The following is a 12,979-nucleotide window of genomic DNA, read 5'->3' on the forward strand; positions in this document are numbered from 1 at the left end:
CCGGCCGTCACGCCGCCTTCGCGTGCGGGCTCAGCCGGCGCAGCGCCTGCCCGTGTTCGTCGAACAGATGGCAGTGCTCGGGCTGCGCATGCACGTGCAGCGCCTCGCCGGTGCGGTACGTGTCGAGCGGCGGAATCCGCGCGATCAGCCCGTCCGGCGCGACGGCCGACTCCGCGTACAGATACGCGGCATCGCCGAGCGATTCGACGGCCATCGTCCGCGCGGTGACGCCGGTTGCCGCCTGCGCCACCATCAGATGCTCGGGCCGCACGCCGACGGTCACCGCCGCGCCGCGCTGCAACCCGGCCGCATCGACCGCGACGCGCTGCGTCTCGCCGCTGCCGAAGCGCACCAGCACGCCGGTCGCATCGATCGACTCGACCGTGCCCGTCAGGAAATTCATCTTCGGCGAGCCGATGAAGCCCGCGACGAACTGGTTGGCCGGCGCGTGGTACAGCGCGTTCGGCGTGCCGACCTGCTGCACCGCGCCGCCCGACAGCACGACGATCTTGTCGGCGAGCGTCATCGCCTCGACCTGGTCGTGCGTCACGTAGATCATCGTCGTCTTCAGCTCGTCGTGCAGCCGCGCGAATTCCAGCCGCATCTTCACGCGCAGCGCCGCGTCGAGGTTCGACAACGGCTCGTCGAACAGGAACACCTTCGGCTTGCGCGTGATCGCGCGGCCGATCGCGACGCGCTGCCGCTGGCCGCCCGACAGCTGCTTCGGCTTGCGGTCAAGCAGGTGATCGATGTGCAGGATCTTCGCGGCCTGCTTCACCGCCTGGTCGATCTCGGGCTTCTTCGCGCCGGCGAGCTTCAGGCCGAACGCCATGTTGTCGTACAGCGTCATGTGCGGGTACAGCGCATACGACTGGAACACCATCGCGATGCCGCGCTTCGCGCTCGGCACGTCGTTGACCTTCGCGCCGTCGATCAGCAGGTCGCCGCTCGAGATGTCCTCGAGCCCGGCGATCATCCGCATCAGCGTGGATTTGCCGCAGCCGCTCGGCCCGACGAACACGACGAATTCGCCGTCGGCGATGTCGAGGTTCACGTTGCGCAGCACTTCGGTGTCGTCGTAGCGCTTCGCGATGTTGCGCAGGAGCACGCTTGCCATGATCTGTCTCCGTTCATTCGTGATGCGCCGCGTTCGATGCGGCGCGATCGTTCGTGGTACTAGTTCGGCAGCACGGCGCCGGTCGCCTGCCAGCGCGCGACGTAGCCGGGCAGCTCGTGCATGTCGTCGAATACGTGACGCGCGCCGATCCCGCGCAGCGCGTCGATCTGCGCGGCCGACGCATGCCCGCCGCCGATGAAGCCGAGCACGGTCATGCCGGCCGCGGCAGCTGCGGTGATGCCGGTCACGCTGTCCTCGACGACGAGGCATTGCGCGGGCACCGCGCCGAGCGAGCGTGCGGCCGCGAGATACACGTCGGGCGCGGGCTTCGGCCTGGCGACGGCGTCCGCGCAGAACAGCCGGTCACCGAAGAAGCGCGCGAGGCCGGTGCGGGTGAGCGCCGCCTCGACGTATGCGCGGTAGCTGTTGCTCGCGCATGCCGTCGTCAGGCCGATCGCGGCGAGTGCCGTATCGATGCCGGCGACCATCGGCGCGTTGACGGCCGCCGCCTCGACCGCGCGGCGGATCGCGTCGACGTCGCCCGCCGTCAGCGTGCGGCCGACCGCCTCGCTCGCGCCGGCCAGCACGCGCTCGATGCGCAGCCCGAGCAGCGGCATCACCGCCGGCCGCGCGTCGACGCCCGGCCAGCGCGCGTCCAGCTCGCGCACGATCACGTCGGCGGCGACGGCCTCGCTGTCGATCAGCACGCCGTCGCAATCGCAGATCAGCACGTTCATCCCGTGGCCGACCGCGCCTTTTCCGCGCGCGCCTTCGCCGGCCGCGCTCATTTGACCGCCCCGAACGTGAGCCCGCGCACGAGCTGCTTCTGCGACAGCCAGCCGACGATCAGGATCGGCGCGACGGCCAGCAGGGAAGCCGCGGACAGCTTCGCCCAGAACAGCCCCTCGGGGCTCGAGTACGACGCGATGAACACGGTCAGCGGCGCGGCGTTCGAGCTCGACAGGTTGATGCTCCAGAACGCCTCGTTCCACGACAGGATCACGAGCAGGAGCGCGGTGGACGCGAGACCCGGCAGCGCCATCGGCATCAGCAGGTAGACGATCTCCTGCCACGTCGACGCGCCGTCGATGCGCCCGGCTTCGAGGATGTCCTTCGGGATCTCGTTGAAATACGTGAAGGTCATCCAGACCGCGATCGGCAGGTTGATCAGCGTGTACACGATCACGAGGCCCGACACGGTATCGAGCAGCCCCGCGTTCTTCCACAGCAGGTAGATCGGCACGAGCACGCCGACCGACGGCATCATCTTGGTCGACAGCATCCACAGCAGCACCTTCTGCGTGCGGTGGTTCGGGAAGAACGCCATTGCATAAGCCGCGGGCACGGCGAGCAGCAGCGAGATCACGGTGACGCCCGCCGAGATCAACACCGAATTCCACGCGAACGCGAAGTAGTTGCTGCGCGCGAACACCTCGCGGAAGCTGTCGAGCGTCGGCATGAAGAACAGCGACGACGCGTACGCCTGCTGCTCGGTCTTGAACGCGGTGATCGCCATCCAGAAGATCGGGAAGAACAGCAGCAGCGCGAGCAGCCACGCGAGCGCGCCGGGCAGCGCACGCCGCACGAGGTCGAACGCGGCCGGCGCGCGCCGGCCTTCGAAAGTCAGGTCGCTCATTTCTCGTACTCCCCCTTCAGGTTGCGCGCGAGCATCCGCACCAGGAAGAACGACACGACGTTCGCGACCACGACGGCGATGATCCCGCCCGCGGATGCGAGGCCGACGTCGAACTGCTGCAGGCCGAGCGCATAGATCAGGTACGACAGGTTGGTCGTCGCGTTGCCGGGGCCGCCGCCCGTCGTCGTGTAGATCTCCGCGAAGATCGACAGCAGGAAGATCGTCTCCATCATCACGACCACGGCGATCGCGCGCTTCAGGTGCGGCAGCGTGATGTAGAAGAACATCGCGATCGCGCCCGCGCCGTCGATGCGCGCGGCTTCCTTCTGCTCCTGGTCGAGCGACTGGATCGCGGTGAACAGGATCAGGAACGCGAACGGCAGCCACTGCCACGCAACGATGATGATCACGGCGGTGAGCGGGTAGTCGGCGAACCAGTCGATCGGCGTCATCCCGAGCGCGCGCATCGCGTTCGCGACGAGCCCGTACACCGGATGCAGGATCATGTTCTTCCAGATCAGCGCGGCGACCGTCGGCATCACGAAGAACGGCGCGATCACGAGCAGGCGCGCCACGCCCTGCCCGTAGAACTTGCGATCGAACAGCACGGCCATCAACACGCCGCCGACCACGGTGATCGCGAGCACCGCGCCGATCAGCACGAGCGTGTGCCAGATCGCGGGCAGGAACGACGGATCGGTCGCGAGGAAGCGGTAGTTGTCGAACCCGGCAAAGCCCTTCACGTCCGGGTTCAGCAGGTTGTAGCGCGAGAACGAATACCAGATCGTCATCGCGAGCGGGATCGACATCCACAGCAGCAGCACCGCGACGGACGGCGACACGAGCCAGCTGGCGCCGCCGCGCGCGCGGCGCGGCGCACCGGGCGGCGACGACGCGTCGCCGACCGACGGCGCGTGGCTCAGGGGAAGACGTAAATGACGCATGATCGGAGTCCCTCCGGTTGAGGCGCGGGCGCCAACGGCCGCCCGGCCTGTCTGCTTCGGCGACGGGCACCGTGCGCGGGGGCGCGCACGGCGCGGGCCGCGTTACTTCTTGTAGCCGGCCTGACGCACCGCGCGATCGGCGGCGGCCTGCCCGGCGGCGAGCGCCTGGTCGACCGTCATCTGGCCGGCCACCGCACCGGCGATCGCCTGTCCGACCACCGTGCCGAACGACTGGAATTCAGGAATCCCGACATACTGCACGCCCGTGTACGGCACCTTCTTCAGCGACGGATCGTTCGGGTCGGCCGTCTCGATCGCCTTCAGCACGAAGTCCGAGAACGGCGCGGCGGCCTTGTACTCGGGGCGCTGGTAGGTCGACGCGCGCGTGCCCGGCGGCACCGACGCCCAGCCTTCATCCTTGCCGGCCATCTCGATGTACTGCTTGGACGTCGCCCACGCGATGAACTTGCGCGCGGCGTCCTGCTGCTTCGACGTCTTCGGCACGGCCAGCGCCCATGCCCACAGCCAGTGCGAGCCCTTCGGCGTGGCAGCGACCGGCGCGGCCGCGAAGCCGACCTTGTCGGCGACCTGCGACTGCTGTTTGTTATAGAGCATCCCGGCCGCGACCGTCGCATCGATCCACATCGCGCACTTGCCCGATGCGGTCAGGGTCAGGTTCTCGTTGAAGCCGTTCGAGCTTGCTCCCGGCGGGCCGTCTTTCTTCAGCAGGTTCACGTAGAAATTGATCGCCTTCTTCCATTCCGGCGACGTCAGCTGCGCGTTCCAGTTCTCGTCGAACCAGCGCCCGCCGAACGTGTTCACGACCGTCGACACGTACGCCATGTTCTCGCCCCACCCGGCCTTGCCGCGCAGGCAGATGCCGTAGGTGCCCTTCGCCCTGTCGGTGAGCTTGTCCGCGAATTCGGCGATCTGGTCGTAGGTCGGCTGGTCGGGCATCTTCAGCCCCTTCGCCGCGAACAGGTCCTTGCGGTAGAACGTCATCGAGCTTTCGACGTAGAACGGCAGCGCATACAGCTGGCCGTTGTACGACAGGCTGTCGCGCGCCGTCTTCACGATGTCGTTCAGGTCGTAGTCGGCGGGCAGGCCCGTCATCGGCGCGAGCCAGCCGCGCTTGCCCCACTGCGGCGTCTCGTACGTGCCGATCGCCATCACGTCGAACTGGCCGCTGCCGGTCGTGATGTCGGTCGTCGCGCGCTGGCGCAGCACGTTTTCCTCGAGGATCACCCAGTTCAGCTTGATGTCCGGGTTCGCCTTCTCGAACGCCGGCGACAGCTTCTTCAACTCGATCATGTCCGGGTTGTTCAGCGTCGCGATCGTCAGCGTGCCGGCGGACGCCGCGCACGCGGCCGTCGCGAGCGCGGCTCCGGCGAAGCAGCGTGCGGCGGCATCGAGCATCTTTCGTTGCATGGCATGTCTCCTGTGATTGTTCGAACTGTCGTCGGTGTTGCGTGTTGCGTATTGCGTCGCTTCCTTCGCGGCCCGTCACGCCGGCCGCTGCATCCCGCACGCGCGCGCATAGTGCGCGATCACGTCGCGTATCCGGTGGCGCACCCATGCGCGCGGCTCTCTCGCGAGGCCGCCCGCGCGGCACGCGGCGTACACGTCCGGCAGCCACTGCGCGACGAGCGTCTCGGGCACGGGCTGCCGCGCAAGGTTGTCGAACAACTGCTCGACCGCCGCCGCGACGGCCGGCTGCAGCCAGTAATAGCGGATCCGGTCGCTGTAACTGAACTGGCGCGCGAGCCGCTGCTCGGTTTCGTCGCCGCGGTAATACGGCGCCCAGTGCTCGGGCTGCGCGCGCATCGCGGCGTCGACGACGTCGCGCAACCGCGAGCGCTGCGCGACGTCGTCGATCAACGCGTCCTCGATGAAGGTGAGCGCGAACAGCGCCTCGCGCAACGCGAAGGTCAGCGCGGGCCCGACCTTCAGCACCGCGAAGTGGTCGCGCACGAGCGCGGCGAGCGCGCCTTCGGTCTGGTAGTCGGTCGAATGCGCTTCGAACACGAGGCGCGGCGTGCGCAGGATGCTCGCGCCGAGCGACGCGGCCTTCGCGCTGTCGTAGTCGAGCACGTGGCGATCGTCGAAATCGACGCCCGGTTGCGCGACGATCGCGACCACGCGCGTCCATGCGTCGTCGAGCCCGGCCGCCGCGAATGCGCCGCGATGCGCGTCCAGCGTCGCGGCGATGCTGTCGCTGCGCGTGACCGTGATCCGCGCGATCGCATCGCCGCCCGTGTCGCCGGCCACTTCGCCGCCCGGCGTCGGCACCTCGGTGCCGATCACGTACACGGGCGCGACGCCGGCACGCGCCGCCGCGTCTTCGGCCGCGCGGCACAGCTCGGCCGCGCGGGCGGCGATGGTCCGGTCGTCGAGCCGCGCCGGATCGTCCGCGCACGCCATGCTCGCGTCGAGGTGGATCTTCTCGAAGCCGGCTTCGACGTATGCGGCGACCATCGCGGCCGCTTCGCGCATCGCATCGGTCGCGCGGCGGTGCCGCCACGGGTTCGGGCCCAGATGGTCGCCGCCGAGCACGAGTGCCGACGACGCGAGCCCGCAGCGCTGCGCGATCGCGTCGACGTCGCGCCGGAAATCGGCGGGCGTCATGCCCGTGTAGCCGCCGAGATGGTTCACCTGGTTGCAGGTCGCCTCGATCAGGAGCGGCGAGCCGTCCGCGCGCGCGGCCTCGCACGCGGCCTCCAGCACGAGCCGGTGCGCGCTGCAGACCGAATAGATGCCGCGCTGCGCATCCGCGCGGTTCGCGTCGAAGATCATCCGCAGCACGGTGTCGGCGTGCGCGTTGCGCGGGCGTTCGGCGACGGGGGTCAGGCCGGACATGCGACACCTCGTTCGGTCAGGAAGCGGTCGATTTCCGTCGCGCTGCTGTTGCCCTCCATCGGGCCGCGCCGCGTGACCGCGATCGCACCGGCCGCGTTCGCGCGACGCAGCGCGACGTCGATCGGCAGGCCGGCGACGAGGCTCGCGACCAACGTGCCGCCGAAGCAGTCGCCGGCGCCGGTCGGATCGAGTTCGTCGACCGGCCAGGCCGGCACGTCCACACGGCTCGCACGGTCGAACGCGGCGCTGCCGGCCGCGCCGCGCTTGAGCACGACGCGCTCGAGCAGCGGATGCGTCGCGAGCAGCCCCGCGATCGCGCGCTCGGCCGGCTGCGGCCCGCAGAAGAACGGCAGGTCGGCCTCGCTCGGCAGAAACAGATGGCACGCGGCGAGCATCGTGTCGAGCGCCGCGCGCATCGGACGAAAGCTCAGCATCTCGGGCCGCACGTTCGGGTCGAACGACACCTTCGCGCCGACTCGCGCCGCTTCGATCACGCCGCGCTGCACCGCCGCGATCGCCGATTCGCTCGTCAGCGACGAGCCCATCACGTGGAAGTAGCGGCAGCCGTCGAACATCGCGGAGTCGACGTCGGAGGCATCGACGCACGCGGCCGCGCTGGTCGACAGGCTGAACACGAAGCTGCGCGAGCCGTCGTCGCGATACGCGACGAACGCGGTGCCGGTGGGACGCGCGACACGACGAATGCGCGCGACGTCGACGCCGTCGTGCTCGAGCCGCGCGACGATCGCGTCGCCGAACGCGTCGCGCCCGACGCAGCCCGCATACGCGACGCGCGCGCCGAGCCGCGCGGCCTGGTCGGCGAAGATCGCCGGCGCGCCGCTCGGAAACGGCCCCGCGAACAGGCCCGGCGTGTCGAAACCCTGGCCGCGCTCGGCGGCGACGAATTCGGCCAGCAGTTCGCCGGCGACGACGATCTCGGCCATCATGCGTGCCCTCGTGCGGCGGCGGCCGCGCGCGGCGCGGACGCCCGGGTTGCGCGTGCGAGCGGCGCCATGTCAGCTCATCCAGTTGCCGCCGTCGACGTTCAGCGTCTGGGCGGTGATGTAGTCGGCGTCGGCCGACGCGAGGAACAGCGCGGCGCCGGTCAGGTCGCCCGGCACGCCCATCCGGCCGAGCGGCACGGCTTCGCCCACGAGCCGCTTCTTCTCGCCGAGCGGCCGGTTCTCGTAGCGCGCGAACAGCGCATCGACCTGCTCCCACATCGGCGTGTCGACCACGCCCGGCGCGATGCCGTTCACGTTGATCCGGTGCGGCGCGAGCGCGAGCGCGGCCGACTGCGTGTAGCTGATCACCGCGGCCTTGGTCGCGCAGTAGTGCGAAACGAGTGCCTCGCCGCGACGCCCCGCCTGCGACGACATGTTGACGATCTTGCCGCCGCGGCCCTGCTCGACCATCCGCTGCGCGACGGCCTGCATCAGGAAGAACAGCCCTTTCACGTTGACCGCGAACAGCCGGTCGAACACGTCCCAGGATTCGTCGAGGATCGGGCGCATGTCGAACAGCGCCGCGTTGTTGAACAGGATGTCGACGCCGCCGAAGCGCTCGACGGCGGTCGCGACGATGCGCTCGATATCGTCGCGGCGCGTGACGTCCGCGGTGACGGCCACCGCGCGGCCGGGGTTCGCCTCGATCAGCCGTGCGAGCGAACCGCTCGCGGGCTTCACGTCGACCAGCACGCAGCGCGCGCCCTCGTCCAGATAGCGTTGCGCGACCGCTTCGCCGATGCCGCTTGCCGCGCCCGTCAGGATCGCGACCTTGTCTTCCAGTCTCACTGGTTGTCTCCGGTTCGTTCTGCTGTGCGAAGGCAGCGAGGTGAGCGAACGCTCGCCGACCGATCAATTGCTCTGTTGTTGGTCGAATGATCGGATACGCGATTCACGCTGTCAAGGCGGCACGGCGGCTTTCGATGATGCGCTGCGGCACGATCGCGCCGCGCGTCGCGTGGGGAGCCGCGCGCGGCAAGGCGCGGCACGCTGGGTGCGGCGCGGCTGAAACGGCGATGAAGGGGACAGAGCCGGTGCGCGAGGCGGAATTCGGGCTGCACGACGGAAAGATACGTTATATCATCGCGATACTTCGTTTCATTGCCTGCTTCACGCCATGGCCACCTCATCGCCCATCGACGCCCGGCTGTCCCGGGCCGACGCATTCGCCGCCGAGCACGGGCTCGCGTGGACGCCGCTGCGCCGCCAGGTCTACGAACGCGTGCTGGCCGCGCAGCGCCCGATCGGCGCGTACGACCTGCTCGCCGAGCTCGAGCCGCAGCGCGGCCGCGTGCCGCCGACGACCGTCTATCGCGCGCTGGATTTCCTCGTCGAGCACGGCTTCATCCACCGGATCGAATCGAAGAACGCGTTCTTCGCATGCTGCGAGATCGGCGTGCCGCACGAAGGCCAGTTCCTGATCTGCGACTCGTGCGGCGAGACCGTCGAGATTCCGGGCAGCGACCTCGCGAAACAGCTGTCCGCGAGCGCGCCCGCGCACGGGTTCGAAGTCCACCACCAGGTCGTCGAGCTGAACGGCCTGTGCGGGCACTGCAAGGGCAAGCCCGCGCAACGCTGACACCGCACACGCGCGGCGCACGCGCCGCCCCTTCCAACGAGGAGTTTCATGTCCATTGCCCTGAAGCGCGCGCCGCGGCGCGCCCTGCCGCTTGCCCGTCTGTTCGCCGCCGCGGCCGCCGCGCTGTCGATCGCCGCACCCGCCTTCGCGCAGGCCGCGACCGTCAACGTGGTTGCCGCCGAGAATTTCTATGGCGACGTCGCATCGCAGATCGGCGGCCGCCACGTCGCGGTGACCAGCATCCTCAGCAATCCCGATCAGGATCCGCACCTGTTCGAAGCGAGCCCGAAGACCGCGCGCGCGCTGCAGCACGCGCAGGTCGTGATCTACAACGGCGCGGACTACGATCCGTGGATGGGCAAGCTGCTCGGCGCGTCGAAGCAGGCGAAGCGCGCGACGATCGTCGTCGCGGATCTCGTCGGCAAGAAGGCCGGCGACAACCCGCACCTGTGGTACGACCCGGCGACCATGCCGGCCGCCGCGCGCGCGATCGCAGCCGAGCTGGGCCGCGCCGATCCGGCGAACAAGGCCGACTACGACGCGAACCTGCAGAAATTCATCGCGTCGCTGAAGCCCGTCGACGACAAGGTCGCCGCGCTGCGCACGCAATACAAGGGCGTGCCGGTGACGGCCACCGAGCCGGTGTTCGGCTACATGTCCGACGCGATCGGCCTCGACATGCGCAACCAGCGCTTCCAGCTCGCGACGATGAACGACACCGAAGCCAGCGCGCAGGACGTCGCCGCGTTCGAGAACGACCTGCGCAAGAAGCAGGTGCGCGTGCTGATCTACAACAGCCAGGCCGAAGCGCCGATGACCCGGCGCCTGCTGAAGATCGCGCGCGACAGTGGCGTGCCGGGCGTGAGCGTCACCGAGACGCAGCCGGCCGGCAAGACCTTCCAGCAATGGATGGCCGGCCAGCTCGACGCGCTCGCCGCCGCGCTGTCCGCCAGCAAGAAATGACTCACGCAACGCCATGACCGACACTCCCCACGCACTCGCACTTGATCGCGTCACGCTCGAACTGGGCGGACGCACGATCCTTCGCGACGTGAGTTTCTCGATCGAACCCGGCGAATTCGTCGGCGTGCTCGGGCCGAACGGCGCCGGCAAGACGACGCTGATGCGCGCGGTGCTCGGTCTCGTGCCCGTCGCGGGCGGCACGCTGTCGGTCGGCGGCGTGCCGGTCGCGCGCGGCAACGCGTCGATCGGCTACATGCCGCAGATCAGGAGCGGCCTCGCGAATCGCCGGATGCGCGGCTACGACTTCGTCGCGATGGCCGCCGACGGCCACCGCTGGGGGCTGCCGCACACGAACGCCGCGACGCGGCGCGACGTCGACCGCGTGCTCGACCTCGTCGGCGGCCCGACGCTCGCGCGCCGGCCGCTGTCGGAGCTGTCGGGCGGCGAGCGGCAGCGCCTGCTGCTGGCGCAGTGCCTGCTCGGCAACCCGAAGCTGCTGCTGCTCGACGAACCGCTGATCAGCCTCGACCCGAACCACCAGCGCGGCGTCGTCGAACTCGTGCGCAAGGTGCAGCGCGAACTCGGCATCACCGTGCTGTTTTCCGCGCACGAACTGAATCCGCTCCTGAACGCGCTCGACCGCGTGCTGTATCTCGGCAACGGCGTCGCGGCGCTCGGCACCGTCGACGAGGTCATCACCAAGCCCGTGCTGTCGCGGCTCTACGGCTCGCCGATCGACGTGATGCGCGTGAACGGCAAGATTTTCGTGATGTCGGGCGACGTCGAAATCGAAAAGCACGATCACGAACACGAGGACGACGACGGCCACTCGCACGGCGGCGGCGGCCACGACCACCACCACCACGGACACGCTCATCCGGGGCATTCGCACGATGTTTGAATACGACTTCATGATCAACGCGTTCGCCGCGTCGGGGATCGTCGCGGTGCTCGCGGGCATCGTCGGCTACTTCCTGGTGCTGCGCGGACAAACCTTCGCCGGCCACGCGCTGTCGCACGTCGGCTTCACCGGCGCGACGGGCGCGGTGCTGCTCGGCATTTCGCCGATCTGGGGGATGGTCGGCTTCACGCTCGCGGCTGGCATCGGCATGGGCGCGCTCGGCGAACGGCTCGCGGGCCGCGACGTCGCGATCGGCGTGATCCTGTCGGGCGCGCTCGGGTTCGGCCTGCTGTTCCTGCACTTCTACACGTCGTTCGCGACGCAGGTCACCGCACTGCTGTTCGGCAACGTGCTCGCGGTCAACCACGACACGCTCGCGGTGCTGGCCGGCATCGGCGCGGTGAGCCTCGTCGCGCTCGCGCTGATCGCGCGGCCGCTGCTGTTCGCGTCGCTGCAGCCCGAACTGGCCGAAGCCAAGGGCGTGTCGCTGCGCACGGTGTCGATGCTGTTCCTCGCGGTGTGCGCGCTCGCGGTGGCTGCGGCGACGCAGATCGTCGGCGTGCTGCTCGTGTTCACGCTGCTGGTCGGGCCGGCCGCGGCCGCGCAGAACGTGTCGACGCGGCTGTCGACCGGCGTGCTGCTCGCCGCGCTGTTCGCGCTGTTCGAAGCGTGGGCCGGGATCACGCTCGCGTATCACACCGACTGGCCGACGAGCTTCTGGATCACCGCGCTGTCCGCACTCGTGTATGGCGCGAGCCTGTTGCGGCGACGCTGATCGTCGAGTGGCAAAAACGAAAACGCCGGCGTAGCCGAAAGGTCGCCGGCGTTTCTGCATGCGCGCGCGACGTGCGACGCGCGCCGCGGGTCACGCGTGCCGCACCCCGCTTACAGTGCGAGCACCCGCGCATGATGCGCGACGTGATCGGCGATGAACGTCGAGATGAAGTAGTAACCGTGGTCGTAGCCCGCATGACGGCGCAGCGTCAGCGGCTGACCGGCCTTCGCGCACGCGGCTTCAAAGACGTCGGGGTTCAGCTGGTTCGCGAGGAACTGGTCGGCGAGGCCCTGGTCGACGAGGATGCCGTCCGCGAACTTCGGCGCATCGGCGTGCGCGACGAGTTCGCTCGCGTCGTGCTGCTTCCACGCTTCGCGATCATCGCCGAGGTACCCCGAGAACGCCTTTTCGCCCCACGGGCAACGCGTCGGCGCGGCAATCGGCGCGAACGCCGACACCGACCGGTACAGGTCGGGGTGACGCAGCGCGAGCGTCAGCGCGCCGTGCCCGCCCATCGAGTGGCCGAAGATCCCGAGCCGCGCGCCGTCGATCGGCAGCTCGGCCGCGACGAGCTCGCGCAGCTCGCCCGTCACGTACGACTCCATCCGGTAATGCGTCGACCACGGCGCTTGCGTCGCGTCGACATAGAAGCCCGCGCCGACGCCGAAATCCCACGCATCGGCCTCGCCCGGCACGCCCGCGCCGCGCGGGCTCGTATCGGGCATCACGAGCGCGAGGCCGTGCCGCGCCGCGTACTGCTGCGCGCCGCCCTTGATCGCAAACGTCTCCTCGGTGCACGTGAGCCCCGCGAGATAGAACAGCGCCGGCACGCGACCGTGCGCCGCTTGCGGCGGCAGGTACACCGAGAACTTCATCGGCAGGCCGATCGCCTTCGAATCGTGGCGATAGAAGCGTTGCTCGCCACCGTGGCAAGCATGCGAAGAAACGAGTTCGAGCATGGGGTTCCCTTCCGTTCAATACAGCACGATCGGGCGAATCGATTCGCCCTTCTACATCGGGTCGGCGGCGCCGTGGAGCGTCTCGAGCGGCAGCACGTGCGTGATCAGGTCGAGCCGCGCCGCGTGACACGGCGATACCGTGGCGTGCCCGTCATGATCCCCGATCCCGCCGCCCGTCGCGTGCTGGAAATAGCCGCCGCCTTGCCGCGACGCGTCACCGCTGTCGCGACAGGACACGTGCCCGA

The 12,979-nt window shown here is 69.3% G+C and carries 14 protein-coding genes; 4 read left to right on the top strand and 10 right to left on the bottom strand.

What is annotated here, in order from left to right:
- Positions 1 to 7: 7 nt before the first annotated feature.
- From WS87_RS14580 to WS87_RS14615, 8 genes are all read right to left on the bottom strand, one after another.
- Entirely contained in the window at positions 8 to 1,117 is a 1,110-nt protein-coding gene (locus tag WS87_RS14580) for an ABC transporter ATP-binding protein (RefSeq protein WP_059820328.1), read from the bottom strand.
- A gap of 59 nt (positions 1,118 to 1,176) precedes the next feature.
- The gene (locus tag WS87_RS14585) at positions 1,177 to 1,905 is read right to left on the bottom strand and encodes an HAD family hydrolase (RefSeq protein WP_059820329.1); all 729 of its coding nucleotides are present in this window, start codon (positions 1,903 to 1,905) and stop codon (positions 1,177 to 1,179) included.
- Complete coding sequence (locus WS87_RS14590; RefSeq protein WP_059820330.1) at positions 1,902 to 2,753, bottom strand: carbohydrate ABC transporter permease; 852 nt, start codon at positions 2,751 to 2,753, stop codon at positions 1,902 to 1,904. The genes WS87_RS14585 and WS87_RS14590 overlap by 4 nt, the downstream gene beginning before the upstream one ends.
- Positions 2,750 to 3,697, bottom strand: a complete 948-nt coding sequence (locus WS87_RS14595) for a carbohydrate ABC transporter permease (protein WP_059527898.1) — start codon at positions 3,695 to 3,697, stop codon at positions 2,750 to 2,752. Before WS87_RS14595 ends, WS87_RS14590 begins: the two co-directional genes overlap by 4 nt.
- A 102-nt stretch (positions 3,698 to 3,799) precedes the next feature.
- Complete coding sequence (locus WS87_RS14600) at positions 3,800 to 5,125, bottom strand: ABC transporter substrate-binding protein (RefSeq protein WP_059820331.1); 1,326 nt, start codon at positions 5,123 to 5,125, stop codon at positions 3,800 to 3,802.
- Positions 5,126 to 5,200: 75 nt separating this feature from the next.
- Positions 5,201 to 6,553, bottom strand: coding sequence for a D-tagatose-bisphosphate aldolase, class II, non-catalytic subunit (locus tag WS87_RS14605; protein WP_059820332.1), 1,353 nt, complete (start codon positions 6,551 to 6,553; stop codon positions 5,201 to 5,203).
- Positions 6,541 to 7,497 (bottom strand): sugar kinase, encoded by a 957-nt coding sequence (locus tag WS87_RS14610; protein WP_059820420.1) that lies wholly within the window; start codon positions 7,495 to 7,497, stop codon positions 6,541 to 6,543. Before WS87_RS14610 ends, WS87_RS14605 begins: the two co-directional genes overlap by 13 nt.
- Positions 7,498 to 7,569: 72 nt before the next feature.
- A complete protein-coding gene (locus tag WS87_RS14615) occupies positions 7,570 to 8,346 on the bottom strand; it encodes an L-iditol 2-dehydrogenase (protein ID WP_059820333.1) in 777 nt (258 codons plus the stop codon).
- A gap of 328 nt (positions 8,347 to 8,674) precedes the next feature.
- On the opposite strand from WS87_RS14615, the gene WS87_RS14620 reads away from it, so the two are divergent.
- From WS87_RS14620 to WS87_RS14635, 4 genes are read left to right on the top strand one after another with little or no spacing between them, the layout of a single operon-like run.
- Positions 8,675 to 9,136: a Fur family transcriptional regulator gene (locus tag WS87_RS14620; RefSeq protein ID WP_059527909.1), complete on the top strand. Its 462-nt coding sequence runs from the start codon at positions 8,675 to 8,677 to the stop codon at positions 9,134 to 9,136.
- A gap of 48 nt (positions 9,137 to 9,184) precedes the next feature.
- Positions 9,185 to 10,099, top strand: coding sequence for a metal ABC transporter solute-binding protein, Zn/Mn family (locus WS87_RS14625; RefSeq protein WP_059820334.1), 915 nt, complete (start codon positions 9,185 to 9,187; stop codon positions 10,097 to 10,099).
- 13 nt (positions 10,100 to 10,112) lie between these two features.
- A complete protein-coding gene (locus WS87_RS14630) occupies positions 10,113 to 11,000 on the top strand; it encodes an ABC transporter ATP-binding protein (protein ID WP_059820335.1) in 888 nt (295 codons plus the stop codon).
- Entirely contained in the window at positions 10,993 to 11,775 is a 783-nt protein-coding gene (locus tag WS87_RS14635; protein WP_059820336.1) for a metal ABC transporter permease, read from the top strand. Before WS87_RS14630 ends, WS87_RS14635 begins: the two co-directional genes overlap by 8 nt.
- Before the next feature lie 110 nt (positions 11,776 to 11,885).
- On the opposite strand, the gene fghA is transcribed toward WS87_RS14635, so the two are convergent.
- The gene (gene fghA, locus WS87_RS14640) at positions 11,886 to 12,734 is read right to left on the bottom strand and encodes an S-formylglutathione hydrolase (RefSeq protein WP_059820337.1); all 849 of its coding nucleotides are present in this window, start codon (positions 12,732 to 12,734) and stop codon (positions 11,886 to 11,888) included.
- 51 nt (positions 12,735 to 12,785) lie between these two features.
- Complete coding sequence (locus WS87_RS14645) at positions 12,786 to 12,971, bottom strand: hypothetical protein (RefSeq protein ID WP_059820338.1); 186 nt, start codon at positions 12,969 to 12,971, stop codon at positions 12,786 to 12,788.
- Between the last annotated feature and the right edge of the window lie 8 nt (positions 12,972 to 12,979).

Origin of the sequence: Burkholderia sp. MSMB0856 (assembly GCF_001524645.2) — a bacterium.
Taxonomy (GTDB): Bacteria; Pseudomonadota; Gammaproteobacteria; order Burkholderiales; family Burkholderiaceae; genus Burkholderia; species Burkholderia diffusa.